Source organism: Thioclava indica (genome assembly GCF_000714545.1).
Lineage (GTDB): Bacteria > Pseudomonadota > Alphaproteobacteria > Rhodobacterales > Rhodobacteraceae > Thioclava > Thioclava indica.
The window spans coordinates 25548-49707 of sequence record NZ_AUNB01000062.1; the positions used below are offsets into that span (position 1 = coordinate 25548).

Genomic DNA, 24160 nt, shown 5'->3' on the forward strand with positions numbered 1-24160 from the left:
TCTGGAAAGGATGTCTGGAAAAAACCGTTCCGGAGAAGACCTTCCTTAAGATTTCCGGGGCTAGCATGGCTGACACTCTCTTGCTGGCTCTGCGCCAGTTGCTGTCTCGGGGTTTACGACCTATGGCCAAAGACCATCCATCGCGCGAAATCGCAGATGCCCTGAAGGAGAGCTTTTGGGCACTTGTCGGCGTGGCTTTGTTCAGCGCCACGATCAACTTTCTGATGCTCACCGGCCCGCTGTTTATGTTGCAGGTCTATGATCGGGTGCTTGGCAGTCGCTCGACCAGCACGTTGATCGTGCTGTTTGGTATGGTTGTCTTTGTCTTTATCACGATGGGAATCCTGGATTTTTCACGCGGTCGGGTGCTGGCGCGCATCGGCGCGCATTTGCATGACCGCCTGGATGCGCGGGTATTTCGCGCGGTCTTGCGCCAAGCCGAATTTCCCGCTGCGCGCGCGAGATCAAGCTCTGCACAACGCGATCTCGCACAGATACAAGGGCTGTTTTCCACCCCGGCCTTCAGCGCGGTTTTCGACCTTCCTTGGGCGCCAATCTATTTGAGCGTGTTGTTTCTGTTTCACCCGCTGATGGGATGGCTTGCTATAGCCAGCACGGTGCTGATTCTGGCTTTGGCGGTTGCAAACCAGATGCTGACCAAACGCAGTCAAAACGAGGCGCTGCTCGCCATGGATGAGGCCGAAATGCGCGGCGCCTCTATGCGCAAAGAGATTGAGACCCTACTGGGCTTGGGGATGCGCCAGAATATGATGCGGCGTCGCACTGACGCGAATGAGCGTGCGCTCGACGCGCGCATGCATGCCTCTGATCTGGGGGGTGGCATCACGGCGATAACCAAGGCGTTTCGCATCTTGTTGCAGTCCACGATGTTGGCACTGGGCGCGTGGTTGGTGCTGCAAAATGCGCTATCGGCGGGGGCGATGATAGCGGGGTCAATTCTGCTGGGGCGCTCGCTGGGGCCAGTTGAACAGACCGTGGCACAATGGCCGCAAATTCAGCGGGCGTGGAGTGCGCGCAAATCATTGACCGCATTGCTCACCGCATTGCCAGAGCGACAAAAACCGATGGATCTGCCCGCCCCCCAAGCCCGCATCGCCCTGAACAATCTGGCTGTGGTGCCACCCGGCGGGCGCGTCCCGACATTGCAAGGCATCCGGCTAACGGCAAAAGCGGGCGATGCGATCGCCGTGATTGGCCCCTCCGCATCCGGGAAATCCACACTGGCGCGCGCGCTTGTGGGCCTATGGGCCCCGGCGCAGGGCGATATCCGGCTGGATGGGGCCGAATTGAAGCAATACGACCCCGATCAGCTTGGGACATATCTTGGATATCTGCCGCAAGATATCGTCCTTTTCGACGGGACAATCGCAGAGAATATCGCGCGATTTTCAAACCAAGCCGACCCGCAAGCCATTGTGATTGCAGCACAAGCGGCGGCGGCCCACGATCTGATTTTGGGGCTGCCCGATGGCTATGACACCCGCGTCACCGATGGCGGTAAGGAACTGTCGGGCGGGCAACGTCAACGCATCGGGCTGGCGCGTGCGTTTTACGGCGATCCCATCATTCTGGTCTTGGATGAACCCAATTCTGCGCTGGACGACGAAGGGATTCACGCCCTCAACCAAGCCATCGCGACTGCGCGCCAATTGGGAAAAATCACCTTTGTTATGTCACATCGCCGCTCTGCATTGGCGCATTGTAATCTGGTTTTGATGATTGATAGCGGCCATATGCGCGCCTTCGGGCCGCGCGACGAAGTGCTCGTGAAACTGATGAACGCCGCCAGCCCTGCCGTTGAGGCACGAAAGAGGGCGCAAGCATGACAGGCCGCTGGTCTCCTGCAAATTTTCTCATGCTCGGAATTCTGACCTGGGCGATCGGGCTTGGCGGTGCGCTATGGTGGGCGATCGTAACAGATATTAACGGCGCGGTTATCACCACCGGGCGCATCGCCCTAAATGCGCATACTCAAATTCTGCAGCATCCTGACGGCGGGCTGGTCGATGAAATCAACGTGCAAGCAGGTGATCACGTTGAGGCAGGCGCGCCCCTGATCCGCCTTGATGGCACAGAGCTAGAGGCCCAGCGCAGCTTGCTACGCAATGACCTTTACAGCACGCTGGCCCAGATTGATCTGCGACGTGCCGAGCTGAACGAGCATTCGACCTTGATCTATCTACCCGAGCTGCTGAAAGTCGCAGATGAAAGCCGCGTTATTTCGCGCATGCTCAGGGCAGAGCGCCACCAATTGACGACACGGCGCGAAACGCTGAAAAAGACGCGGGCGCAATGGCGCGAACGCAAGATCCAGACCGAGGCGCTTATCGACGGATACGCCCACCAGCTTAACGCGCGAAAGCGCCAAGTTAATCTTATTTCGCAAGAGCTTAGCGATCAAATGTCTCTTTATGATCGCGGCTTGACGCAAGCATCGCGCGTTCTGGCCCTACGCCGCGAACTTGCCAATCTTGAGGGGAGCATCGGCGAAATAGAGGCTGCGACAGCCAAAGCCAACAGCCTGATCGCGGAGTATGAGATCCAGAGACTGCACGACGAATCCGTGCGCCATCAGGAAATAAACGAAGAGATCCGCGCCTTTGAACAGACCGAAAATCAGCTCCGTGAAAAGCTGCGCCTGATCAACACGAAACTGGGGCGTTTGGTCTTACGCGCGCCCATGGCCGGACGTGTGCTATCGCTTGATGTTCACACGATCGGCGGAGTCGTCGCCCCCGGGCGCGAAGTGATTTCCATCGTGCCGCAAGGCCAAGCGCTGCAATTTGAAGTCAGACTCGATCCGCGTAAAATTGACCGGATTCAGCCCGGTTCATCCGCGGCCGTGACATTTCCAAATTTCAACACACGCACCACGCCCAGCTTTAGCGCGCTTGTCCGCAGCATCTCGGCCGACACGATGAACGATGCGCAAACCGGCGCGCATTACTACACTGCCGAGCTGGAGCTGACGCCGCAAAGCAGCGCGGCACTACAATCGTTAGGCCCCAAACCCGGCATGCCATTCGACGCCTTTATTGCCACAGGATCGCGCCCCCTCGCCTCGATCTTGATCAAACCATTTACCGATTATTTTTCCCGAGCGATGCGCGACGATTGAACCGGGCCAAAATGCGTCTCAGAAGATTGTTTTGCTATGTGCCTTGCAGCAAAAAAAAGCTAAAAAGTCTGCGCAGCCGAGAGATCTCGGGGGAGTCATAGAATTTGCATCAAATATTTCTTAAGACCGTTTTAGCTTTGTCCTGCGTTATCGCGTTGAGTGCGTGCTCTCTGCCCCGTGGCATCGGCATGACAAATGAGATCATTGGACGTGACCAAAGCGAAAATGCCGATGCCCCCTTTGAGGTCGTTCGGGTGCAGCGCGACAACGTCAAATTCCTGGATTCCTGGCCCGCAACAGGTTGGACAGGAACGTATAATTGGCTTCGCACCAGCCGTGGTTCCAATGCGCCTGTGATCAGCACCGGGGATATGGTGAGCCTGCAAATCTGGGACAATAGCGAGAACTCGCTGCTGACTGGCACGACGCAAAAAGAGGTCTCGATCAACAAAGTCCGCGTGTCACCGGATGGCACAATCTTTGTTCCCTATGCCGGCGATATTTTGATTCGCGGCATGTCCCCGACCTCTGCGCGCCGCAAAATCGCGTCTGCCTTGCAGCCGTTTATCGCCTCGGCGCAGGTCCAGTTAAGCTATGAACCGGGCCAGGAAAGCTCGGTCGATCTTGTGTCTGGGGTGGCCAAGCCCGGCACTTATCCGCTGCCCAATCGCAACAGCACGATCTTGTCCGCGATCGCGCAAGGCGGCGGCGTTTCGGCCAACCTCAAGAACCCGCTTGTGCGGCTGATGCGCGGCGGCAAGACCTATGACATCCGCGCCGACAAGCTGTTTTCGGATGCGTCCTACAACACGGTTTTGCGCGGTGGCGACAAGGTCGTCGTGCAAGAAGACCAACGCTATTTCACGGCCTTCGGGGCCAGCGGCACGGAAAATCTGATCCACTTTGAGCAAGAAAAGATCACCGCGCTCGAGGCGATGTCGCTGATCGGCGGGCTGGACGACACGCGGGCAAATCCCAAGGGCGTTCTGGTCTTGCGGGAATATAGCGCCAAGCAGGTGCGCACCGATGGCTCTGGTCCGTCACAGCGCGATGTCGCGTTCGTCTTTGATGTGACCAGTGGCGAGGGCTTGTTCGCCGCGCGCAAATTCCAAATCAACCCCAAAGATACGGTCATCGTCACCGAATCGCCGGTGGTCAGCGTGCGCACGGTCTTTGGCCTGCTCAATACTTTGTTGGTGACGGGGAACCGGCTGTAGGCCGGATCGACGCCGTCTGGCTTAGAAATGCAAAACGCGCCCGTCATGGTTTTGACGGGCGCGCTTTTTTCAAAACCGCTGGCGGGTGTCAGATCACACCATGCTCGGCGAAAAGTTTTTTGACATCGACCTCGGGACGCGCGCCATAATGGCCGATGACTTCAGCCGCCGCGATGCAGCCCATGCGACCCGCCGTCTCAAGGCTTTGCCCCATTGCGTAGCCATACAGGAAGCCAGCCGCGAATTGATCGCCCGCCCCCGTGGCATCCACCGGCACCACGCGCTTGACAGGCACTTCCACGCGCTCATCACCGCGCATCACCACCACGTCAGACCCCGATCGCGTGCACACCACCAACTCGCACTCAAGCGCCGCCTGCTTCAGGGCCGAATCAAGATCGGTCTGATAAAGCGACTGCCACTCGTGCTCGTTGCCGATCACATAATCCATCTGTTCGGCCACCAACCTGCGAAAATCGCCGCGGTGACGTTCCACACAGAACGGGTCCGACAGCGCGATCCCTGCCTTACCGCCGCCGCGATGGCACCCCTGAGCCGCCTTGAGGAACGCCGCCTTGCCGTGATCCTTGTCAAAAAGATACCCTTCGAGAAACAGGATCGCTGTGTTTTCCACGACGTCGAGGCTGACATCTTCGGTCGAAACCTCGGCGGAAATCCCGAGATAGGTGTTCATCGAGCGCTCGCCGTCGGGCGTCACAAAGATCATCGAGCGCGAGCTGGGCAATTCGCCTTCCTCGACGGGGACGTTCGGAAAATCCGTGCCCTCGCCATGCAGCGCGGTCTCGTAAAACCGGCCAAGTGCGTCGTCGCGAACCCGACCGATAAAGGCGGTTTGTAGCCCAAGATTTCCCAGCCCCGCGATGGTATTGCCAACCGAGCCGCCGGGGGCCTGCGTGCGCTCTTTCATCGCCGCATACAGCGTTTCAGCACGCTCGCGCTCAATCAGCTGCATGATACCTTTTTCGATGCCCATATGGGCCAGAAAGCTGTCATCGCATTGCGCGATCACATCGACCACGGCATTGCCGATACCGACGACTTGATAGGATGTCACAGAGTTTTCTCCTCGAACTGGCACAGATCCCGGATCGGACAGGCGCCACATTTGGGTTTGCGTGCCACGCAGATATAGCGCCCATGCAGGATCAACCAGTGATGCGCATGACGTTGATATTCCACGGGGACATTGTCTTCGATTGCGCGCTCGACGGCGTCAACGTCTTTGCCCGGACAGATGCCGCTGCGATTGCCAACGCGGAAAATATGCGTGTCGACCGCCTGCGCAGGATGGCCAAACCACATATTGAGCACAACATTAGCCGTCTTGCGCCCCACACCGGGAAGCGATTGCAGCGCCGCGCGCGAGGACGGCACCTCGCTGTTGTATTGATCGACCAGTATCTGGCTTAGCTTGATGACATTCTTGGCTTTTTGACGAAACAGGCCGATGGTTTTGATATGCTCGGTCACGCCCTCAAGGCCAAGTGCAAGCATCTTTTCCGGCGTGTCCGCGCGCGCAAAAAGCCCCCGCGTTGCCTTGTTCACCCCCGCATCCGTCGCCTGCGCCGACAGCGCAACCGCAACCACCAGCGTGTAGGCGTTCACATGCTCTAGTTCCCCCTTGGGATGGGGTTCTGAGGCCTCAAACCGGGCGAAGACCTCTTTCATATGAGCGTAGTCGAATTGCTTGATCATGCCCCTCTAATGCCTTTGAGCGCGCGCAAGGGCAAGTGTGGCGCGAAAGCTCTCGGTATTTTGCGCAAATTGGAAACAAATTCGGCCCGCCTGTTGCTTGGGAATTAACCCGCTATTTGCCGATATGGCGCAAAACTGGCGAGGAAGGGACGTCAGAAAGGGGTTGAAATGGAATTCGGATATCCTGTGGGCAGCGTCGCGCATGACACGGCGACCAATAGCTGGCGGCTTGCGCCGGATTTCGACCATGCAACCGATTTATGGCAGGTCGCGCCAGCCGCTAAGGCTGAGGGAGTGTGTGTTGCGCTTTATGACCCGGCAGGACGGGTCGTTTCACAAGGGGCCTTTAGTGCCGATTTACCCCTTTTTCTCAAGGGGCCTGAAACGGCAATCCGTCTTGATCGCGTGGAAATTGACGGCGAGCTGGTGCTGCTTGTTCCCTCTGCGCCGCTTGAGCCAGGGCATCGGTATGGTGTGTCATACCCCGAGTGGCAAGCCGGAGCCTCTGCCACGCCCGAAGAAATCGCCACCCTGCCCGCGCTTGGCGGCGGCACGTTGATCGCCACGAATGAAGGCGAAATACCCATCGACTGGCTGCGACCGGGCGACAAGGTGCTGACGCGCGACAATGGCTATCAACCGCTTTTATGGCTGGGTCAGCATATCGTGCCAAAGCGCGCCCCGAATGAGCTACGCCCTCTCACGCTGGACCCCGGTCAATTTGGTAAGGATCAGCCCACACAACAGCTGGTCATAACGCCCCGATGCCCGGTGCTTCTGGCCGGGGCCGAGCTTGATTTGTGGTTTGGCGAAAGCGAGATGTTTGCACACGCCAGTGATTTGATTGACGCCCCACCCCGCGCGCCGGGCCGACAGGCGGTTTATACACTGCTTTTTGATGCCCCTGAAATCGTTCTGGCAGGCGGGTTATGGGTGGGAACCGTGCATGCCGAGGCCGCCTATCTATCGTTGCTTCCAACAGGGATGCGCGCCATCGTCGCCCCCTATTTGCTAGGCCTGCATCTACAGCCCGCACGGGCATATCTTGCACAGTGGGAAGTAGAGATGTTCACACGCGAAAGCGTCAAAAAGAAAGGCACGATGGCCGCTTGAATGCGCAGCTTTCGGGTCGCGGGATTGGGGCGCACGGGCTAAGCTGGCGGGCAATAGAGAGGGCTCGCCAATGACCGATCAAACCGCGCTTGACGACCAGTATCACTACCGCCTGATTGCGCGTGCTTTGCGCGAGATTGATGCGGCAGAAGAAGCGGGCGAAATGCTATCTTTGCAGGTTTTGGCGGATCGCCTTGCGATGAGCCCTGCGCATTTCCAGCGCCTGTTCTCGGCTTGGGTTGGGGTCTCTCCCAAGCGCTATCAGCAGTATCTGCGCCTTGATTTGGCGCGCGATTTGCTGGCGGCGCGTCAGCCGCTGGATGCGGTGGCGGATCGCGCCGGTCTGTCAGGCACGGGGCGGCTTCACGATCTTATTTTGCGGTGGGAGGCGATGACACCGGGGGAATTCGCGCGCGCAGGGGCGGATGTAAAAATCCACTGGGGAAGGTTTGACAGTGCCTTCGGCCCGCTTATCGCGATGGGTACCTCGCACGGCCTATGCGGCATGGGATTTTGCGCCGAGATGGGCGAGAGCGAAGCATTCGACGACCTCGCCCGACGTTGGCCCGCGGCCCATTTCGTGCATGACCCAGCGCCATTGCAAGCATGGGTCAACGCGGCACTGACCGGTAAGGGCGAGGCGCGCATGACGCTGATCGGCGCACCGTTTCAGATAAAGGTTTGGGAGGCGCTTTTGGCGATCCCCTCGGGCCATGTCACCACCTATTCCGACATCGCCGCCGTGATCGGGCACCCGAAAGCGACCCGCGCGGTGGGCACAGCCGTGGGCCGCAACCCGATTTCCTATCTCATCCCGTGCCATCGCGCGTTGCGCAAATCCGGGGGCTTGGGGGGCTATCACTGGGGGCTGGGCGTCAAGCGCGCAATGCTTGGCTGGGAGGCCGCGCGCGCCGACGCTGCTGAGTAATCAGGGCATTGAAATATCGGCAGCGCCCAGCCGTTATCACAACTGTGATGGGCGGAAATCTGCCCGCGTTGAAATGTCGATGGAACCCGCCTGCAATTTCTGCGTTAAAGTATCGTCAAGCCTCGCTTCATGGGGCGTAAGACAAGGCAGACGAGCAACATGACAACATATCTCAAGACCAAAACCATTCTGTTAAGCGCAGGCGCAGCAATCGCTTTGGCCGCCTGCGTGCCCAGCGGTTACCCTGAAGCAAACAATTACGATCAAAATCCGAACGTCAATCGCAATACGGGTGCGATCACCGGCGCATTGATTGGCGGCGCTATCGGCGCAACCAGAAAGGGCGACGAAAAGCTGACCAAGGCTGCGGCGGGTGCCGTCGTTGGCGGTCTTATTGGCGGTGCCATCGGCAATCAGATGGACCGGCAAGCGCAGGAATTGCGCCGCGATCTCACCACCAATGGCGTAAGCGTCGTGCGCTCGGGCAATCAGTTGATCGTGACGATGCCGCAAGACGTGCTGTTCGCGACTGACAGCTACAACCTGCGCCCGGATCTGCAGCGCGATCTTTACACGCTTGCTGGCAGCCTCAACCGCTATCCCAACACCACCGTCGAGGTCGTCGGGCATACCGACAATACAGGCGACGCGGCTTACAATATGAAGCTGTCGCGTGAGCGCGCGCGCTCGGTCGCGTCTGTTCTTGAAGCGGGCGGTGTACCCAATTCCCGCGTCATCACCAGCGGGCGCGGTGAAAGCGATCCGATCGCATCCAACCTCACCGCAGAGGGGCGTCAGGCCAACCGTCGGGTCGAGTTTATCATTCGCCCCAACAACTGATCACGGCACAAGCGTTTGATAAGGCCGGGGAGACCCGGCCTTTTTACATTGTCTGGCCCGAGGCGCGGTCATATATCTTGACCAGTCGGGAGGAGCCATGCCGTTTCAAAAGATCGAATCCGAAAAGCTTGCGAGCGCCGTTGTGCGTCAAATCGAAGATCTGATCTTGCAGGGGATTTTGCGCCCCGGTGAGCGCCTGCCCTCCGAGCGAGAACTATCCGAGCGCCTTGGCGTCTCGCGCCCCAGCCTGCGAGAGGCCATCGCCGAGTTGCAGAATGCAGGGCTTTTGTGCACCAAGGCTGGCTCGGGCATCTTCGTCGCTGACGTTCTGGGTTCAGCCTTTTCGCCCGCTTTGATCCGGCTCTTTTCAAGCAACGAACAGGCGCTATTCGACTATATTTCCTTTCGCCGCGACCTTGAGGGGCTGGCCGCAGAGCGGGCGGCGATCTGTGGCTCGGATACCGATCTGAAGGTCATCAACACGCTGTTTGGCCAGATGGAAGCCGCCCATGCCAAGCGCAACCCCTCTGAGGAAGCGCAGCTTGATGCGAAATTTCACATGGCGATTATCGAGGCCAGTCACAACGTCATCATGATCCACATGATGCGCGCGATGTTCGAATTGCTCGCCGAAGGCGTGTTCTTCAACCGCGCGATCATGTTTCGCAATCGCGCGACGCGCGGGCAGTTGCTGGAACAGCACCGCGCGATGAATGAGGCGTTGCAACTACGCGATCCGATAGCCGCGCGCGCCGCAATTGCGAGCCATATGGATTTCGTCGATCACGAGATGACCGCGATGCGCCGCGCCGAGCGCAACGAAGCGACCGCGCGCCTGCGGCTTTCCCATAGCGGCGAACACTAATGCCCCCCGATACAGCATGAAAAACCCCGGCCTTTCGGACCGGGGTTCTATCTATGTCAACGGCCTGAAAGGCTTAGTTAAAGCGGCTTGCCACTTCGCCCAGTGATGCGTCGATCAATGCGGCGCGATCCTTGGCGGTGAACTGCTTGGCAAGCACATCGCCTGCAGCGGCCACAGCCACGGAAACGGCACGGTGTTTGACGTCGCGCACGGCCTGCGCCTCGGCAGATGCGATCTGCTCTTCGGCGGCTTTCAAACGACGCGCGATCGAAACTTGCAGATCCTCGCGGGCTTTCTCGGCCATCGCCTCGGCATCGCGCTTGGCGGCTGCGATGATCTGATCAGCCTGACCTTGGACTTCACGCGCTTTGCGCTCGTAGCTGGCCAGAACCGATTGCGCCTCTTCGCGCAGGCGGCGGGCCTCATCAAGATCGGAGCGGATATTGCCCGAACGCTTGTCGAGCATCTTGCCCAGCGTCCCCGGAACTTTTGCATAAAGCACAAGCCCGACGAACAGCAGGAAAGCCAACATCACGATGAAGTTGGTATTCCAGAGCGAGAAGAACGGACCTGTCGCCGCAAAGGCGGGCTGCGCAGCAATCAGGAACAGAAGTGAGAGTTTTTTCATCTTCTTACCCTTTCAACCGCGCATCGACAGCGCCATTCACAGCGCCCTTATCTGCCTTGCCACCCAAAGCCGCGACGATCTCGCCAGCGGTATCCTTGGCGACCTCGTCAATCGCGGCCAGCGCACCGTCGCGAATTTCGGTGATGCGCTTTTCAGAATCCGCAGAGCGTGCGGCAATCTCGGCATCGGCCTTGACGATGGCCGCGTCGAGATCTTTCTGGATCTCGGCCTTGGTCTCGCCAGCAATCTTTTGCGCATTCGCGCGTGCCTCGGCCAGTGCCTTTTCATAGGCGGCCTCAGCCTCTTCGGCTTTGCGCTTGAAATCTTCAGCAGCGGCAATGTCGCCAGCAATCGTGCCTTGACGATCGCCCAGCACGCCCGCAATGCGGGGCAGCGCAATGCGCGACAGCAACCAGTAGATCACCGCAAGGGCGACCAGAAGCCAGAAAATCTGGTTCGGGAAGCTCCCGAAGTCAAGCTGCGGCATGCCACCAGCATCGGCGGTATGCATATGCTCGGCGCCCGGCAGCCCGCTTGCGGCTGCGCTCGCCATGTCGTGCGTTTCGCTTGCCATGTCGTCCCTCGACCCTGCTACACGGTTTCCCTGAAAGGTCACGGGATGGGCCCCGGATGGGCCCACCCGCCTCAAGGAAAAGAGTGCCGGATTAGACGGCGAACATCAGCAGCAGAGCGACGAGGAACGAGAAGATCCCCAGTGCTTCTGCGAATGCGATGCCGATGAACAGCGTCGCGGTTTGGCCGGCAGCGGCCGAAGGGTTGCGCAACGCGCCCGACAGGAAGTTACCTGCAACATTACCCACACCGATAGCCGAGCCGCCCATGCCCATGCATGCCAGACCAGCGCCGATGTAAGCACCCATTTGTACGATATCGCCTTCCATGTTCGTCACTCCTTGAGGTTGGAATTGGCAGATTAGTTGTGAACCGTGTGATCCGTTATCCCGTCAGTGTGCCGGGTGAAGCGCGTCTTTCAGATAGACGCAGGTGAGGATCGTAAAGACATAGGCCTGGATAAAGGCCACGAGAACTTCAAGCCCGTACATCGCAGCAATCGCGACGATTGACAGCGGGGTCACCGCGATGCCGACACCCGAGAACAGGATCAGCGGCGCGAAGGCAGCAAACACTTTCATCACGGCGTGTCCCGCCATCATGTTGCCTGCAAGACGAATTGAATGGCTAACCGGGCGCACGAAGTAGGAAATCACTTCGATCACCGCAAGGATCGGACGCAGCGCCAGCGGCGCCGAAGCCACCCAGAACAGCCCCAGAAAGCCCGCACCATGTTTGACAAAGCCAACGACGGTGACCGTCACGAATACCAGCATCGCCAGAAAGCCGGTCACGGCGATATGCGAGGTCGTGGTGAAGGCGCGCGGCAACAGGCCAAGGAAGTTCGAGAATACGATGAACAGGAACAGCGTGAAGATATAGGGGAAGAACTTGAGCCCGTCCTTGCCCGCAACATCTTCGACCATTTTATGGATGAAGCCATAAGCGAGTTCCGCAATCGACTGCGCGCGGCTCGGGATCACAGCGCGACCACGCGTGCCGATCACCATCATGAAGAAGATCGCCGCAACGCAGATTGCAAGCCAGAGCGTCACGTTGGTGAGCGTATACCAATGCACGGGGCCATCCCCAAAGAGCGGCCTGACGATGAACTGGTCCATCGGGTGAAACACCAACTCATTGCGGACATCCTGCGGCACATCAGTCACGTCTGTCATCCTCTTCATCAGCAACCGATAGCGTCTCAGCCTGCTCGGCAGCACGGTCTTCGTTCATCTCTTTGGCAGAGCGTAACATTACCTTCACGCCCGCCGCGAAACCCAGCATCGTAAACAGCACCATGAATATCGGCATCGTGCCAAACAGCGCATCCAGCCCCAATCCGATGCCGAAGCCGATACCCAGCCCCGAAACCATTTCGACCACCATACGCCACGCCATATTGGCCTGACTGAGGTGATGATCGACCCTTCGCGGAGGCGGCTCTTGCGCCTTTCTCACCGCAGCAAGCTTTTTCTCGAGCGCAGCAAGGCGCTTGGGATCTGGCTCGTCTGGGGGGAGATCGGACATGGAGTGACCCCGCTAAACTTGCAAGTTTGATAGCCGCCACCCGCGCCTGAGTCAATCGCGTTAAAACCCGCATGTCGCGCACATAGACAATTGATTTTTATGTGTTTTTCAAAATCCCGCGAATTTCCCCGGCGGCAATCTTCACGCAAACGCGAGCGGGAACATATTCAACCAATCGGTTGACGTTTTACGCGCCGCGCGCCATCAGATGGCTATGATACCCCCTGCCCGCCCCTCACTCGACGCGATTTTCGCCGCCCTGTCGGACCCGACGCGGCGGGCGATCCTGACGATGCTGCTTGAAGATGACATGGCGGTCACCGATGTCGCCGAGCCCTTCGCGATGTCGCTGGCGGCGATTTCCAAGCATCTGGGTATTCTGGCCGAGGCCGGGCTGATCTCGCAGGAAAAGCGCGGGCGCGTGAAATGGTGCAAGCTGGAACCGCTGTCGATGCAAGAGGCGATCACCTGGATTCAAGGCTTCGGGCAGTTCGAGCCGCTCGATTTCGACGCGTTTGAGCGGTTCTTGGAAACCGAGCTAAACCCAGAGAACAGCGCGCAAAAAGAGACCCCGGACGCGATGCCGGGGTCAGGTTCGCCACGATAGAAAACGCGGGCGATTGCCAGGCCGCTCATGCGGCGTTGTAATACTCATACATCAGGTCCAGCGCCTCTAGCCCGGTCGCAACGCGTGCGGCGGGTGCGGGTTTAGTGGACTGACTGCGGGTTTCGGGCGTGTAATAGGCCAAATGCTCGTCGGCCTCGGTCGTAACTTGCTTGCCCTTAGGGAAGTTTACGATGCTCGTCATGGGAACTCTCTTTTTTGCTCGAGTTCCTCCCTGCGCAATAACTTAAGGGAGTTTTCAGCGTTGCACAGTGCCCAATGCTGCAACTGCGCTATGCACTTGCTGCAACGCAGCAAAAAGGGCAGCTTTCGCCGCCCCTTAGCCAGTCTTTGGGGCCAGTAGATGCCAGCCCCCTATATCGGGTAGCGATCAAACCGTGCGGCTGACCATCATCTTTTTGATCTCGGCAATGGATTTCGCCGGGTTCAGACCCTTCGGGCAGGTCTTGGTGCAGTTCATGATGGTGTGGCAGCGATACAGTTTAAAGGGGTCTTCAAGCTGATCCAAACGCTCGGCGGTAGCCTCATCGCGCGAATCGATAATCCAGCGATAAGCGTGCAGCAACGCCGCCGGGCCGAGGTATTTATCGCCATTCCACCAATAGCTCGGGCACGAGGTCGAACACGACGCGCACATCACGCATTCATACAGACCGTCCAGCTTTTTGCGGTCTTCGATCGACTGGCGCCATTCCTTTTCAGGACGGTTGGTCTTGGTTTCCAGCCACGGCATGATCGAGGCATGCTGGGCATAGAAATGCGTCAGATCGGGGATCAGATCCTTGACCACCGGCATATGCGGCAGCGGGTAGATTTTGACATCGCCCTTCACCTCATCCAGCCCGTAAATACAGGCCAGCGTGTTGATGCCGCCGATATTCATCGCGCAAGATCCGCAAATCCCCTCGCGGCACGAGCGACGGAAGGTCAGCGTCGGGTCGATCTCGTTTTTGATCTTGATCAGCGCGTCGAGAACCATCGGACCGCATTTGTCCATGTCCAGAAAATAGGTATCCAGACGCGGGTTTTCCCCGGTGTCCGGATCCCAGCGATAAATCTGGAACTTTCGGATATTCTTGCCATCCGGCTTTGGCCAAGTCTTGCCAACGCGGATTTTGGAATTCTTCGGAAGCGTGAACTGAACCATTTCGGTCCCCCTTATTCCGTCAATACGAATAGAGCGGTCGCGTGGGCATACGACCGGATTTACGATAGACACAGGCGTCATAATGGGCCGAGGCATCGCCCTGATCCGCCGTGCCCAGATTGAGATTGAGCTTCATCTGCGTGTAGGCACCGTCAGTGGTGGCCCCTATGCGCCCCTCGCCGCTGATCGGCGCTTTGCGGGCATATTGGGGGTAGCACTGGCGTTCTGCCGTTTCGACCGAGACAGGCGCACAAGCCGACATGGCCAAGGGCAAGGCCAGCACAGCCATCGCGCGCCCCAAAGGGGTCGCCGATCTGGTCTGCTGAGCTGTCCATCCCATGCGCATCTCCTAGTTCAGCCCAAGCTTGTTCTTGGCGATGCAGGTCACGGTATCGGGGCGTTTGGCGATATCCATCACGGTCGACACCGTGCTGTCGTCAATTCCCGTCACCGCAGCCTTGGCGATCGTGAAGACCTCGTTCATCGAGGCATTGTCGATAATGCAATCGGTCACCGGGGCAGCATTCAGCCCCGGCATTTTGCTTTCGACAACCGTGTTGACCACCGTCTTGGCCTGCCCGCGCGCGGCCTCTTCAGCAGATTGCTGAAGCGGTGCGCTCATCTGGCAGGCACAAAGCCCGGTCAAAGCCACGATGGACACAAGCGCGCGCATTAATAGACCCGCTTTTTGGGCGCGATCTTCTTGAGCTCGATGCCACCCTGATCTTCAGGCGTCAGCGGATCGATATGCACCGGACGGAAGGTCAGATCGACCTTGTTGCCCTCCACATGCATGATCGAGTGCTTGCGCCATTCCTTATCGTCGCGATCAGGATAGTCCTCATGGGCATGTGCACCACGGGATTCCTTGCGCGCCTCGGCCCCGACAATAGTCGCCAAAGCGTTGGGCATCAGGTTTTCCAGCTCAAGCGTTTCCATCAGATCCGAGTTCCACACCAGCGAGCGGTCGGTAACCTTGATGTCGTCCAGCTTGGCCGCAACAGCGACCATCTTTTCGACGCCTTCGGCAAGCGTTTTGTCGGTGCGGAAAACGGCTGCATCGGATTGCATCGTCTTTTGCATCTCAAGGCGCAGCTCGGCAGTCGGGGTGCCGCCATCGGCGTAGCGGACCTTGTCAAAGCGCTCGAACACCGCGTCGATCTTGGCTTTCGGGATCGGGCGGTTTTCGGCCTCGGGATCAACGACCTGACCGGCGCGGATTGCAGCCGCGCGGCCAAACACCACAAGGTCGATCAGCGAGTTAGAACCCAAACGGTTCGCCCCATGCACCGAGGCAGAGCCTGCCTCGCCCACAGCCATCAAGCCGGGAACAATCGCATCGGGGTTATCGGCGGCGGGATTGATCACCTCGCCATGATAGTTCGTCGGGATACCGCCCATGTTGTAGTGCACGGTCGGCAGAACCGGGATCGGCTCTTTGGTCACGTCGACGCCTGCGAAAATCTTGGCGCTTTCCGAAATGCCGGGAAGGCGTTCGTGCAGCGCTTCGGGTGGCAGGTGGCTGAGGTTGAGGAAGATGTGATCCTTGTGCTCGCCCACGCCGCGCCCTTCGCGGATTTCCAGCGTCATACAGCGCGACACTACGTCTCGCGAAGCAAGGTCTTTGTAGGTCGGCGCATACCGCTCCATAAAGCGCTCGCCTTCGGAGTTGGTCAGATAGCCCCCCTCGCCGCGCGCGCCCTCGGTGATCAGACAACCCGAACCGTAGATGCCGGTCGGGTGGAATTGCACGAATTCCATATCCTGCAACGCCAGACCTGCTCGCGCCACCATGCCACCGCCATCGCCGGTGCAGGTATGCGCCGAGGTGGCCGAGAAGAACGCGCGACCGTAGCCGCCCGTTGCCAGAACGACCATCTTGGCGTTGAAAACATGCATCGTGCCATCGTCGAGCTTCCAGCAGACGACACCCTGACATTGCCCGTCATCGGACATGATCAGGTCAATCGCGAAATACTCGATGTAGAATTCGGCATTATGCTTGAGCGACTGGCCGTAAAGCGTGTGCAAGATCGCGTGGCCGGTGCGGTCAGCGGCGGCACAGGTGCGCTGCACGGGCGGGCCTTCACCGTATTCGGTGGTGTGGCCGCCAAACGGGCGCTGATAAATCTTGCCCTCTTCGGTGCGCGAGAACGGCACGCCATAATGCTCAAGCTCGTAGACGGCCTTCGGAGCCTCACGCGCGAGATATTCCATCGCGTCGCTATCGCCCAGCCAGTCAGAGCCCTTGATCGTGTCATACATGTGCCACTGCCAGCTATCGGGGCCCATATTGCCCAGAGAGGCGGCGATGCCCCCTTGCGCGGCCACGGTATGCGAGCGGGTCGGGAACACCTTGGTCACGCAGGCGGTGCGCAGGCCCTGTTCGGCCATGCCAAGGGTTGCGCGCAGGCCAGAGCCGCCAGCACCCACCACAACCACGTCGTAGTTATGCGTTTCGTATTCGTAAGCTGCCATTGTCTCGTCCTGACTTATCCGTTCGCGCCCAGAAGAAGGCCGATAAAGACCATCTTGCCGAGGGCATAAAGCACCGTCGCCATGATGATATAGGCCAGCGAATGCATTGCGATCTTGAGCGCCTTGGCCGTGGTGCCGCGCGCATAATCTTCGATCCAGATTTCGGTGCCCTTAGCGAAGTGGCGCATACCGACGATCACGACCAGAGCGGTCAGGATAGCCGGGAAGGGTTGTGCGAAGGTGGCGATCACCGCTTGCTGGGGCATCCCAAGGGTCGTGCCCACGATATACAGCCAGGTCGGGATCATGAAGGCCAGCGCCACGGCAGAGGCCGACATCCACCAGTGATGCTCGGTGCCGGTGCCCGAAGCGCCTTTGCCAACGGCGCGTTTGCGGTCAGTTAGGTAACGCATCTCGAGCCTCCGTTATAGATGAATGATGATAAGGGTGAGCGCGGTCAGCACGACCGAACCGATGACACAGATCCAGCCAAGCATCTCGGCGGTCTTGATGTCCATCATCTTGGCGCTGTCCCAGATCAGATGCCGGATGCCCGCAAGGTAGTGATACCACACGCCCAGCAGCGACAGCGTAAACACCAGATCGCCGAACCACGAGGTCGCGATAGCGTTCACGAAGTCAAAATAGTCCGGGCTGGTCACGGCTGCGAGCAGCCACCACACTAGCAAGAGAACCCCGACGATGATCCCGTTGCCCGTGATCCGCGTCAGGATCGAGGACATCGACGTCATTTGCGGGCGATAGATTTGGAGATGGGGGGAAAGCGGGCGTTCAACCGGTTTCGCTTCAGCCATGTTCGGTCCCTTCGTGCTGTGCCACGCGCCACGCACGATAACACCCGTGCGGCGAGGCTGGCCGGAATTCTTTCTGGTTTAGCGCAATTTTCGCGGGAGTCACGAGGGCAGAGACGTAAAAACAGCGGAAACGTATCAAACAGGTGTGAAAAATTCGCTTTGTGATCACAAATTTTCAGAGCGTGATCACATGTTACCGCTCGCAACGCACAAGGCGTTGCGAGTCGCGTCGCGCCCTAACTCAGATCGGCATCAACGCCCAATAGTCGAGATCAAGCAGCACTTCGGGGGCGTATTTCCCGTCCTCGCCTTTATAGGCAAACTCCGCCGCGCCTTGTTTGGTGGCCACCAACCGCAACCGGATCGCCCCCACGCCCGGCACGCCGGTTTCGACCTTATCAAGCACCTCGGACCACGCTTTCACGGTATCGCCCGCGAAGCATGGATTGGCATGCGCACCACCGTTCAGCGCCACGATCATCTGCGCATTCGCCAGACCGTTGAAGGACAGCGCGCGCGCCATGCTGATGACATGCCCGCCATAGATCAGCCGCTGGCCATCCTCGCGGAAAGTCGCGTCGAAATGCACCTTGGCGGTGTTCTGCCACAGCCGCGTGGCGATCATGTGCTCGGCTTCTTCGATCGTCACACCATCCACATGGTCGATCTTTTCGCCGATCTCGTAATCGCCCAAGCGGTGGGGCTCGCCAGCAAGACCAAAATCGTAATCGTCGAACGTCAGCCCCTCGGGGATCACCAGATCGGTAGCCGCCACAACCGGCGCAAGATCGGGGATCACCGTTTCGGGTGCGGGCGCATCAAAATCGCGTTTGCGCACCATCACCCAGCGCACATAGTCCAGCACGATCTCATCAACCTGGTTGAACCCGCGCGTGCGCACATAGACAACGCCCGATTTGCCATTCGAATTCTGCTTGACGCCAATCACCTGCGACTCTGATCGCAGCGTATCGCCAGGATAGACCGGCTTTAGCCAGCGCCCCTGCGCGTAGCCCAAATTCGCCACCGCATTCAGCGAGACATCCGGCACCGTTTTGCCAAACACCACATGAAAGGCGATCAGATCATCAAGCGGCGCGCCCTCCAGCCCGCAATTGGCGGCGAATTCGTCACTGGAATACAGCGCATGCCGCGCCGGATAAAGCGCGTGATACAATGCGCGCTCACCCTCAGCGACGGTGCGCGGCACGGCATGACGGATCACATCGCCAACCGCGTAATCCTCAAAGAAACGGCCCGGATTGGTCTTGCCCATCATTGCTCTCCCAGCTTCATGTCGGGGTGATAGTCCCCGTCGATTTCCTTTGTCACCGCCTGCGCACACCGCATCACGCCGCGCGCACCATCAAAGGCATATTGCGGGTCGCCGTAGATCTCCCAGCCCTTGGACAGCGCCAGCGAGATCTTGTGGCAAAAGGCCGAGGTGTCGTCTTCGGTGAGCAGGCGGTAGATCTTCATATCAGGCCCCGAACGGGTTGTGACCGAACCAGATGTGGATCCATGCGATCACGCCATACAGCACCAGCGTCCCGACGATCCCGCCGATCTCTTTACCGATATTGACCTGCGGATGGGGCTTGGCCGGCTTGCTTTGCTTGTTGATCAAGATCACCTCAAGCACCGCCCAAGCCAGCAACCCGCCAAACAGGATGATCCCCGGCAGCGTTGGATTGACCAGCAAATGCGCCAGCGCCCAGGTTTTCACACCCGTCAGCTGCGGATGGCGAATCTTACCGCTCAGCCACAGCTTCATCCCCGAGACCGCGAACAGATACACCGCGAAGATCATCAGCAGATTGTTGATGCCTTTAAGCGCGGCGTTCGGCGTCCAGAGATAAAACACCGGATCGCTGCCGCGCCAGCCAATGAACATCAGCACAAGGCTCAGCAGCACCAGCGCCGTCACCATCGGGCGCTCGGCCCCTTTCATCGCGCGCCGGAACCCCGGAAACAACCGTTTCGCGAGATGTGCAAGCGACCAAATAAGGACGCCGAGAATCAGTAATGCCATTTGGTTAGCCCTTTAGCTGCCTAGCGCGGCAATCGCCTGCGCTTTCGCCAAGACCTGCCGCGCGGTCACGATATGCAGATTTTCGACGATCTTACCATCCACAACGGCCACGCCCTGCCCTGCGGCCTCGGCGGCCTCGAACGCGGCGATCTGGCGCTGCGCAAGGTCGATTTCGTTGTCAGAAGGTGCGAAGGCGGCATTACAGACCGCCAATTGCGCCGGATGGATCAGCGTTTTGCCATCGAACCCCATGTCGCGACCCTGATCACATTCAACCTTGAGGCCCTCATCATCCTTGAACGCGTTGTAGACGCCATCAACGATGATCTTGCCATGCGCCTTTGCCGCCAGCAGGCACAGGCCCAGACCGGCTTGCATTGGCAGACGATCCGCACGGAAACGGCTGCCCAGCTCTTTGGCCAGATCATTGGTGCCCATCACCATGCCCTCAAGACGCGGATGCGCGGCAATGGCGCCTGCGTTCAGCATGCCCTGCGCCGTCTCCATCATCGCCCAAAGCGGCACACCTTGAATCAGATCGGCCACCGCATCCAAATCGGCAGGCGTCGAGACCTTGGGGATCAGGATCGCATCGACCTTGGCACCGGCGCGGATCGCATCAGCGAAGGCCAGCACATCCTCGCGCCCCCATGCGCTATCCAACCCGTTCACGCGCACGATTTTCAGCCGCGCCCCGTAGTCGGCCTCGCTGAGCGTTTTCGCCAAAAGCGCGCGCGCATTGGCTTTCTCATCAATCGCCACCGCATCTTCGAGATCAAAGATGATCGCATCGCAGGCCAGCCCCGTGGCCTTTTCCAGCGCACGCTCTTTCGAGCCGGGGATATAAAGGACGGAACGGGTCGGGTGGGCCATTTGATTCTCCTCTCGCAATTTTCTTTCGCCAGATCGCACATTTCAGACAGAATCGGCAAGGCTAGATTTGCCGCATCGCAGAAATTCGCTGCGTTACAGGCCCGTGCGCGCTCGGTTAACCTTATTTTCTCATCTTTAACGGCAGGCTGGGGCACGTTGTCCTAAAAGGTTCGCGCCATGCTTTACAAGATGATCGCCCTGTCCTTCGGCTTTGTCGCGCTGATTTTGCTTGGCGGGCGCAGTTTCGCCCAAGAGGCAACCTGTGCCGCGCGCGACGATCTGGTCGCGCAATTGCACACCCGGTATTTTGAAACGCGCCGCGCGGTGGCACTGGCGGCGAATAATTCTGTGCTAGAGGTGTTCGCCGCAGAGTCGGGCAGCTGGACGATTCTCGTGACCGAGGCGTCGGGGCTAAGCTGTCTGATCGCCTCGGGCGAGGCATTTGAAACGGTGCGCGATAGCCTGCCCGCAATGGGCGCGCCGACTTAAGCGAATAGAGATTGCTGCACAAGCTTAAGAGAGATCAGCAAAAGCGCCCAGATCACGATCTTATAGAAAACCGCCGTTGGCATCCGTTTCACCAACCACACCCCCAGAAATACCGAGGCCGAGGCCGGAATCGCCAAGATCAGCGCCGTGCCAAGGCTGTGCCAGTTCACCTCGCCCAGCGCGATATAAGGGCCAAGCTTGGCCAAGTTCACATAGGAAAACAGCACTGTCGCCGTGCCTGCAAACACCTGCTTTGGAAGATTTAGCGGGATCGTATAGGTCTGAAACGGCGGCGCGCCGGAATGGCTGACAAAGCTGGTGAACCCCGCGATGGTGCCCCAGAATAGACCCGGCGCGACCTTGGCCTCTTGCCGCGCGCCCATCCTGTGACGCAGCAGCGCGTTCAGGGAAAACACCACGCCGATAACGCCCACCAACAGTGTCACATAGCGTTCGGGCACGATCTCGGCAGTCGCCCAACCGATGCCGATGCCAATCGTCGTGGCGGGAATCATGATTAGCAAAACGCGCTTGTCGAATTCCTTGCGATAGGCCCACAGGCCGAACATATCCGCGATGATGTAGACCGGCAGCAGCAGGCCAGCCGCCTCGACCGGGTTCATCACCACCGCCAGCACCGGCACCGAGATCGAGGCCGCCATCGGGATGCCGCCCTTTGATAGCCCGACCATCACCGCTGCGAGCAACGCAAGCGCCCATCCCAATGTGCCCAACTCTAGCATAAGCCCTCAAAACCCTGAAAAGAATCGCCGCGCGGTGCCGCGTTGGTCTTGAATGCCATGCCCCTGCGCGATTGGGAACCGCGCACAATGCACGGCGCTTGCACATGCCTCTCGCACCCAGAAATGTGGCATACGATTGCATACACTTCTCGCCCCGCTGCTGCGCCGCAGCGCAGCACCCTTGCTCTCGGGCGACCAAAGGGCTAGGTGAACGGCGTCAGATTTTTCCATTCCATCCACTCGGAGGACCAAATGGCCAGACCCAAAATCGCGCTTATCGGCGCAGGCCAGATCGGCGGCACGCTCGCCCATCTCGCCGCCATCAAGGAACTCGGTGACGTTGTTCTGTTCGACATCGCCGAAGGCACGCCGCAGGGCAAAGCGCTCGACATCGCGGAATCCGGTCCCGCCGAGGGCTTTGACGCTTCGCTCAAAGGCACCACCGATTACGCCGATATCGCAGGCGCAGATGTGTGCATCGTGACCGCTGGCGTGCCGCGCAAGCCGGGCATGAGCCGCGACGATCTGCTGGGCATCAACCTCAAGGTGATGAAATCGGTCGGCGAAGGCATCGGGGCGCACGCACCCAACGCATTCGTGATCTGCATCACCAACCCGCTGGATGCGATGGTCTGGGCGCTGCAACAGTTCTCGGGCCTGCCGAAAGAGAAAGTCGTCGGCATGGCTGGCGTGCTCGACTCGGCGCGTTTCCGTCACTTCCTGAGCCTTGAGTTCGGCGTCTCGATGCGCGACGTCACCGCTTTCGTTCTGGGCGGGCATGGCGATACGATGGTGCCGTTGGCACGCTACTCGACCGTTGGTGGCATCCCGCTGCCCGACCTGATCAGCATGGGCTGGACCACGCAAGAAAAGCTCGACGCGATCATCCAGCGCACCCGTGACGGTGGTGCTGAAATCGTCGGCCTGCTGAAAACCGGCTCGGCCTTCTATGCACCCGCCACCTCGGCCATCGAGATGGCAGAAGCCTATCTCAAAGACCAAAAGCGCGTTCTGCCCTGTGCGGCTTACGTGAAAGGCGCGCTTGGACTGGACGGCATGTATGTCGGCGTTCCGACCGTGATCGGTGCCGGTGGCATCGAGAAGGTCATCGACATCAAGCTCAACAAAGACGAGCAAGTGATGTTTGATAAATCGGTCGACGCCGTGAAGGGCCTTGTTGACGCCTGCAAGGCGATCGACGGCTCACTGGTCTGATTGATCTTACTGCTTAAAGCATTCGGGGCGTGCCGCTTGGCGCGCCCTTTTTCATGCGCTCATCAAGGGTGTGGGATCAAAGCCGAACGTCTCGTCCAAACGCCCGATCAGATCAGCCTCATGCATGATCAAGGCGCGATCAAACGCGGCCGGGCTCAGATCGACCTTGTCGCCAAACAGCGCGTTGACCTCCCCCACGATTGGCACATCGGGGCGCGTGAGCAGGCCGTGTTCCTCTAGCTCTGCCGCCTCATAATCGCGCAGTCCCTGCACCTGCCACCACAGATCGCGCAGCCCTTCAGGATCATCGGCGAAATCCGCCGCCGCGGAAAACTGCGCCGTGCGTGGCCCGACATAAGGCACCGGTTCGCCCTTTACCTTGGTCGTGGCGCGGCGCAGCATTTTGAGGATGTAATGCAGCGGCGTCAGCCCGTCGAAATGCAGCAGGCGGGCGTTATAACTGGGACGATAGGGCAGATCGTTGACCTTGCTATCCCAATGCGACAGCGGGAAATGCACACCAATCGCATAGCCATGCCCCGAGCGCACAATCGGCTTGCCCGCGATATGCCCCCCCACACCGCGGTTCAAAAACCGCTTTCGCGTGCCGTAAAACAGCAGACCCTCTTTTTCGAACCCGTCCCATTTGCGCCGGAACGCGCCCTCGAAAATCGTCGCACCCGGCGCCGCGTCCAGATAGCAGCGCTCATCCACCTCAAAGCGAATCCACGCCTTTTGCGGGCCGGTCTTTTCCAGCTCCCACTCCAAGGGGCGCTCAACGCGGACATATTCATCGGCATCACAATGCACGAGCCAATCCAGCTTGGTCTCGTTCAAAATGCGCGTCGCATTATATTTCTGACGGCCCTGATGGCGCGCGGGGCGTTTCTTGCGCCAGCCGCGTTCCCAACCATCCTCACCGCTTTGATGGACATGCGCCCCGTCAACATCGGCCAATAGCGCCTCGGCTTCGGGATTGGGACGGTCGCAAAAGACATGCACTTCACGCGCGCCCGCAGCCAGATGATGCGCGACGAAGGCCGCAACAAGGGGGGCGGGTTCATCTACAGTCGAAACCACACCCCAACTGGGCATTTGCGTGTCTTGTGTCATACGGCTGTCATACTCCGTTCGGTTAATGCGCGCGCAGGTGACTCGATTTTGACGAGTCGCGCCAGTGCAAGCGGGTCACAG

Annotated in this window: 30 protein-coding genes; 10 read left to right on the forward strand and 20 right to left on the reverse strand. The window is 59.2% G+C overall.

What is annotated here, in order from left to right:
- The first annotated feature begins 65 nt into the window (after positions 1-65).
- The 3 genes from DT23_RS15165 to DT23_RS15175 all read left to right on the forward strand — a co-directional run bounded on the left by DT23_RS15165 (position 66) and on the right by DT23_RS15175 (position 4356).
- Positions 66-1847 (forward strand): type I secretion system permease/ATPase, encoded by a 1782-nt coding sequence (locus DT23_RS15165; RefSeq protein ID WP_051697346.1) that lies wholly within the window; start codon positions 66-68, stop codon positions 1845-1847.
- Positions 1844-3139 carry an HlyD family type I secretion periplasmic adaptor subunit gene (locus tag DT23_RS15170; protein ID WP_081847222.1) on the forward strand — a complete coding sequence of 432 codons (1296 nt, stop codon included), beginning with the start codon at positions 1844-1846 and terminating at the stop codon, positions 3137-3139. The genes DT23_RS15165 and DT23_RS15170 overlap by 4 nt, the downstream gene beginning before the upstream one ends.
- A 188-nt stretch (positions 3140-3327) precedes the next feature.
- A complete protein-coding gene (locus tag DT23_RS15175) occupies positions 3328-4356 on the forward strand; it encodes a polysaccharide biosynthesis/export family protein (protein ID WP_051697347.1) in 1029 nt (342 codons plus the stop codon).
- Between the two features lie 88 nt (positions 4357-4444).
- On the opposite strand, the gene DT23_RS15180 is transcribed toward DT23_RS15175, so the two are convergent.
- Both DT23_RS15180 and nth read right to left on the reverse strand, forming a co-directional pair.
- Positions 4445-5431 carry an adenosine kinase gene (locus DT23_RS15180; RefSeq protein ID WP_038132565.1) on the reverse strand — a complete coding sequence of 329 codons (987 nt, stop codon included), beginning with the start codon at positions 5429-5431 and terminating at the stop codon, positions 4445-4447.
- Positions 5428-6072 (reverse strand): endonuclease III, encoded by a 645-nt coding sequence (gene nth / locus DT23_RS15185; RefSeq protein ID WP_038132566.1) that lies wholly within the window; start codon positions 6070-6072, stop codon positions 5428-5430. The genes DT23_RS15180 and nth overlap by 4 nt, the downstream gene beginning before the upstream one ends.
- A 168-nt stretch (positions 6073-6240) precedes the next feature.
- On the opposite strand from nth, the gene DT23_RS15190 reads away from it, so the two are divergent.
- The 4 genes from DT23_RS15190 to DT23_RS15205 all read left to right on the forward strand — a co-directional run bounded on the left by DT23_RS15190 (position 6241) and on the right by DT23_RS15205 (position 9818).
- Entirely contained in the window at positions 6241-7185 is a 945-nt protein-coding gene (locus tag DT23_RS15190; protein WP_038132567.1) for a Hint domain-containing protein, read from the forward strand.
- Between the two features lie 70 nt (positions 7186-7255).
- A complete protein-coding gene (locus DT23_RS15195; protein ID WP_038132568.1) occupies positions 7256-8113 on the forward strand; it encodes a methylated-DNA--[protein]-cysteine S-methyltransferase in 858 nt (285 codons plus the stop codon).
- 159 nt (positions 8114-8272) lie between these two features.
- Positions 8273-8953, forward strand: coding sequence for a YiaD family glycine zipper/OmpA-like lipoprotein (locus DT23_RS15200; RefSeq protein WP_038132569.1), 681 nt, complete (start codon positions 8273-8275; stop codon positions 8951-8953).
- A 97-nt stretch (positions 8954-9050) separates the two neighbouring features.
- Positions 9051-9818 carry a FadR/GntR family transcriptional regulator gene (locus tag DT23_RS15205; RefSeq protein ID WP_038132570.1) on the forward strand — a complete coding sequence of 256 codons (768 nt, stop codon included), beginning with the start codon at positions 9051-9053 and terminating at the stop codon, positions 9816-9818.
- A gap of 73 nt (positions 9819-9891) precedes the next feature.
- On the opposite strand, the gene DT23_RS15210 is transcribed toward DT23_RS15205, so the two are convergent.
- From DT23_RS15210 to DT23_RS15230, 5 genes are all read right to left on the reverse strand, one after another.
- Positions 9892-10446, reverse strand: coding sequence for a F0F1 ATP synthase subunit B (locus DT23_RS15210; protein ID WP_038132571.1), 555 nt, complete (start codon positions 10444-10446; stop codon positions 9892-9894).
- Between the two features lie 4 nt (positions 10447-10450).
- Positions 10451-11020: a F0F1 ATP synthase subunit B' gene (locus DT23_RS15215; RefSeq protein ID WP_038132573.1), complete on the reverse strand. Its 570-nt coding sequence runs from the start codon at positions 11018-11020 to the stop codon at positions 10451-10453.
- Positions 11021-11111: 91 nt separating this feature from the next.
- A complete protein-coding gene (locus tag DT23_RS15220) occupies positions 11112-11348 on the reverse strand; it encodes a F0F1 ATP synthase subunit C (RefSeq protein WP_038066250.1) in 237 nt (78 codons plus the stop codon).
- Between the two features lie 63 nt (positions 11349-11411).
- Positions 11412-12197, reverse strand: coding sequence for a F0F1 ATP synthase subunit A (locus tag DT23_RS15225; protein WP_038132575.1), 786 nt, complete (start codon positions 12195-12197; stop codon positions 11412-11414).
- Entirely contained in the window at positions 12181-12549 is a 369-nt protein-coding gene (locus DT23_RS15230; RefSeq protein ID WP_038132578.1) for an AtpZ/AtpI family protein, read from the reverse strand. The genes DT23_RS15225 and DT23_RS15230 overlap by 17 nt, the downstream gene beginning before the upstream one ends.
- Positions 12550-12757: 208 nt before the next feature.
- Between DT23_RS15230 and DT23_RS15235 the strand changes: the two genes are divergently transcribed.
- A complete protein-coding gene (locus DT23_RS15235) occupies positions 12758-13156 on the forward strand; it encodes an ArsR/SmtB family transcription factor (RefSeq protein ID WP_240473636.1) in 399 nt (132 codons plus the stop codon).
- Between the two features lie 25 nt (positions 13157-13181).
- Here the strand turns inward: DT23_RS15235 and DT23_RS19620 are convergent, their stop codons facing one another.
- The 11 genes from DT23_RS19620 to DT23_RS15285 form a co-directional block, all read right to left on the reverse strand.
- Positions 13182-13358 (reverse strand): hypothetical protein, encoded by a 177-nt coding sequence (locus DT23_RS19620; RefSeq protein WP_156023979.1) that lies wholly within the window; start codon positions 13356-13358, stop codon positions 13182-13184.
- 186 nt (positions 13359-13544) lie between these two features.
- Positions 13545-14321 carry a succinate dehydrogenase iron-sulfur subunit gene (locus DT23_RS15240; protein WP_038132583.1) on the reverse strand — a complete coding sequence of 259 codons (777 nt, stop codon included), beginning with the start codon at positions 14319-14321 and terminating at the stop codon, positions 13545-13547.
- A gap of 19 nt (positions 14322-14340) precedes the next feature.
- Positions 14341-14661 (reverse strand): hypothetical protein, encoded by a 321-nt coding sequence (locus DT23_RS15245; RefSeq protein ID WP_156023980.1) that lies wholly within the window; start codon positions 14659-14661, stop codon positions 14341-14343.
- Between the two features lie 9 nt (positions 14662-14670).
- Positions 14671-14994, reverse strand: coding sequence for a hypothetical protein (locus DT23_RS15250; protein WP_038132585.1), 324 nt, complete (start codon positions 14992-14994; stop codon positions 14671-14673).
- Complete coding sequence (sdhA, locus tag DT23_RS15255) at positions 14994-16799, reverse strand: succinate dehydrogenase flavoprotein subunit (protein WP_038132587.1); 1806 nt, start codon at positions 16797-16799, stop codon at positions 14994-14996. The genes DT23_RS15250 and sdhA overlap by 1 nt, the downstream gene beginning before the upstream one ends.
- A 14-nt stretch (positions 16800-16813) precedes the next feature.
- Positions 16814-17212 (reverse strand): succinate dehydrogenase, hydrophobic membrane anchor protein, encoded by a 399-nt coding sequence (locus DT23_RS15260; protein ID WP_038132589.1) that lies wholly within the window; start codon positions 17210-17212, stop codon positions 16814-16816.
- A gap of 12 nt (positions 17213-17224) precedes the next feature.
- Positions 17225-17614, reverse strand: coding sequence for a succinate dehydrogenase, cytochrome b556 subunit (gene sdhC, locus DT23_RS15265; protein ID WP_038132591.1), 390 nt, complete (start codon positions 17612-17614; stop codon positions 17225-17227).
- 241 nt (positions 17615-17855) lie between these two features.
- Positions 17856-18890, reverse strand: a complete 1035-nt coding sequence (locus tag DT23_RS15270) for a MaoC family dehydratase (RefSeq protein WP_038132596.1) — start codon at positions 18888-18890, stop codon at positions 17856-17858.
- Complete coding sequence (locus DT23_RS15275) at positions 18890-19093, reverse strand: DUF1737 domain-containing protein (RefSeq protein ID WP_038132598.1); 204 nt, start codon at positions 19091-19093, stop codon at positions 18890-18892. The genes DT23_RS15270 and DT23_RS15275 overlap by 1 nt, the downstream gene beginning before the upstream one ends.
- Position 19094: 1 nt before the next feature.
- Entirely contained in the window at positions 19095-19646 is a 552-nt protein-coding gene (locus DT23_RS15280) for an NnrU family protein (RefSeq protein ID WP_038132600.1), read from the reverse strand.
- A 12-nt stretch (positions 19647-19658) separates the two neighbouring features.
- Complete coding sequence (locus DT23_RS15285; protein WP_038132602.1) at positions 19659-20519, reverse strand: HpcH/HpaI aldolase/citrate lyase family protein; 861 nt, start codon at positions 20517-20519, stop codon at positions 19659-19661.
- 177 nt (positions 20520-20696) lie between these two features.
- Here DT23_RS15285 and DT23_RS15290 point away from each other — a divergent pair, with 177 nt between their 5' ends.
- Positions 20697-21008, forward strand: a complete 312-nt coding sequence (locus tag DT23_RS15290; RefSeq protein WP_038132604.1) for a hypothetical protein — start codon at positions 20697-20699, stop codon at positions 21006-21008.
- Here the strand turns inward: DT23_RS15290 and DT23_RS15295 are convergent.
- On the reverse strand, positions 21005-21751 hold the full coding sequence (locus tag DT23_RS15295; protein ID WP_038132605.1) for a sulfite exporter TauE/SafE family protein: 747 nt from the start codon (positions 21749-21751) through the stop codon (positions 21005-21007). The two genes, DT23_RS15290 and DT23_RS15295, sit on opposite strands and share 4 nt — an antisense overlap.
- A gap of 252 nt (positions 21752-22003) precedes the next feature.
- Between DT23_RS15295 and mdh the strand changes: the two genes are divergently transcribed.
- Positions 22004-22966 (forward strand): malate dehydrogenase, encoded by a 963-nt coding sequence (gene mdh / locus DT23_RS15300; RefSeq protein ID WP_038132611.1) that lies wholly within the window; start codon positions 22004-22006, stop codon positions 22964-22966.
- A 51-nt stretch (positions 22967-23017) separates the two neighbouring features.
- Here the strand turns inward: mdh and DT23_RS18715 are convergent, their stop codons facing one another.
- Complete coding sequence (locus tag DT23_RS18715) at positions 23018-24079, reverse strand: glycosyltransferase family 2 protein (protein ID WP_051697349.1); 1062 nt, start codon at positions 24077-24079, stop codon at positions 23018-23020.
- Positions 24080-24160: the final 81 nt, after the last annotated feature.

What these genes read in the sequence shown, in the direction of transcription:
- DT23_RS15270 (WP_038132596.1), bottom strand. Translation starts at nt 18,890, where the DNA reads ATGGGCAAGACCAATCCGGGCCGTTTCTTTGAGGATTACGCGGTTGGC.
- DT23_RS15195 (WP_038132568.1), top strand. Translation starts at nt 7,256, where the DNA reads ATGACCGATCAAACCGCGCTTGACGACCAGTATCACTACCGCCTGATT.
- DT23_RS15205 (WP_038132570.1), top strand. Translation starts at nt 9,051, where the DNA reads ATGCCGTTTCAAAAGATCGAATCCGAAAAGCTTGCGAGCGCCGTTGTG.
- DT23_RS15260 (WP_038132589.1), bottom strand. Translation starts at nt 17,212, where the DNA reads ATGCGTTACCTAACTGACCGCAAACGCGCCGTTGGCAAAGGCGCTTCG.
- DT23_RS15280 (WP_038132600.1), bottom strand. Translation starts at nt 19,646, where the DNA reads ATGGCATTACTGATTCTCGGCGTCCTTATTTGGTCGCTTGCACATCTC.
- DT23_RS15245 (WP_156023980.1), bottom strand. Translation starts at nt 14,661, where the DNA reads ATGGGATGGACAGCTCAGCAGACCAGATCGGCGACCCCTTTGGGGCGC.
- DT23_RS15215 (WP_038132573.1), bottom strand. Translation starts at nt 11,020, where the DNA reads ATGGCAAGCGAAACGCACGACATGGCGAGCGCAGCCGCAAGCGGGCTG.
- DT23_RS15275 (WP_038132598.1), bottom strand. Translation starts at nt 19,093, where the DNA reads ATGAAGATCTACCGCCTGCTCACCGAAGACGACACCTCGGCCTTTTGC.
- DT23_RS15250 (WP_038132585.1), bottom strand. Translation starts at nt 14,994, where the DNA reads ATGCGCGCGCTTGTGTCCATCGTGGCTTTGACCGGGCTTTGTGCCTGC.
- DT23_RS18715 (WP_051697349.1), bottom strand. Translation starts at nt 24,079, where the DNA reads ATGACACAAGACACGCAAATGCCCAGTTGGGGTGTGGTTTCGACTGTA.
- DT23_RS15220 (WP_038066250.1), bottom strand. Translation starts at nt 11,348, where the DNA reads ATGGAAGGCGATATCGTACAAATGGGTGCTTACATCGGCGCTGGTCTG.
- nth (WP_038132566.1), bottom strand. Translation starts at nt 6,072, where the DNA reads ATGATCAAGCAATTCGACTACGCTCATATGAAAGAGGTCTTCGCCCGG.
- DT23_RS15200 (WP_038132569.1), top strand. Translation starts at nt 8,273, where the DNA reads ATGACAACATATCTCAAGACCAAAACCATTCTGTTAAGCGCAGGCGCA.
- DT23_RS15165 (WP_051697346.1), top strand. Translation starts at nt 66, where the DNA reads ATGGCTGACACTCTCTTGCTGGCTCTGCGCCAGTTGCTGTCTCGGGGT.
- DT23_RS15235 (WP_240473636.1), top strand. Translation starts at nt 12,758, where the DNA reads ATGGCTATGATACCCCCTGCCCGCCCCTCACTCGACGCGATTTTCGCC.
- DT23_RS15225 (WP_038132575.1), bottom strand. Translation starts at nt 12,197, where the DNA reads ATGACAGACGTGACTGATGTGCCGCAGGATGTCCGCAATGAGTTGGTG.
- DT23_RS15175 (WP_051697347.1), top strand. Translation starts at nt 3,328, where the DNA reads ATGACAAATGAGATCATTGGACGTGACCAAAGCGAAAATGCCGATGCC.
- DT23_RS15285 (WP_038132602.1), bottom strand. Translation starts at nt 20,519, where the DNA reads ATGGCCCACCCGACCCGTTCCGTCCTTTATATCCCCGGCTCGAAAGAG.
- DT23_RS15170 (WP_081847222.1), top strand. Translation starts at nt 1,844, where the DNA reads ATGACAGGCCGCTGGTCTCCTGCAAATTTTCTCATGCTCGGAATTCTG.
- sdhA (WP_038132587.1), bottom strand. Translation starts at nt 16,799, where the DNA reads ATGGCAGCTTACGAATACGAAACGCATAACTACGACGTGGTTGTGGTG.
- DT23_RS15230 (WP_038132578.1), bottom strand. Translation starts at nt 12,549, where the DNA reads ATGTCCGATCTCCCCCCAGACGAGCCAGATCCCAAGCGCCTTGCTGCG.
- DT23_RS15190 (WP_038132567.1), top strand. Translation starts at nt 6,241, where the DNA reads ATGGAATTCGGATATCCTGTGGGCAGCGTCGCGCATGACACGGCGACC.
- DT23_RS15290 (WP_038132604.1), top strand. Translation starts at nt 20,697, where the DNA reads ATGCTTTACAAGATGATCGCCCTGTCCTTCGGCTTTGTCGCGCTGATT.
- sdhC (WP_038132591.1), bottom strand. Translation starts at nt 17,614, where the DNA reads ATGGCTGAAGCGAAACCGGTTGAACGCCCGCTTTCCCCCCATCTCCAA.
- DT23_RS15210 (WP_038132571.1), bottom strand. Translation starts at nt 10,446, where the DNA reads ATGAAAAAACTCTCACTTCTGTTCCTGATTGCTGCGCAGCCCGCCTTT.
- DT23_RS15240 (WP_038132583.1), bottom strand. Translation starts at nt 14,321, where the DNA reads ATGGTTCAGTTCACGCTTCCGAAGAATTCCAAAATCCGCGTTGGCAAG.
- mdh (WP_038132611.1), top strand. Translation starts at nt 22,004, where the DNA reads ATGGCCAGACCCAAAATCGCGCTTATCGGCGCAGGCCAGATCGGCGGC.
- DT23_RS19620 (WP_156023979.1), bottom strand. Translation starts at nt 13,358, where the DNA reads ATGACGAGCATCGTAAACTTCCCTAAGGGCAAGCAAGTTACGACCGAG.
- DT23_RS15295 (WP_038132605.1), bottom strand. Translation starts at nt 21,751, where the DNA reads ATGCTAGAGTTGGGCACATTGGGATGGGCGCTTGCGTTGCTCGCAGCG.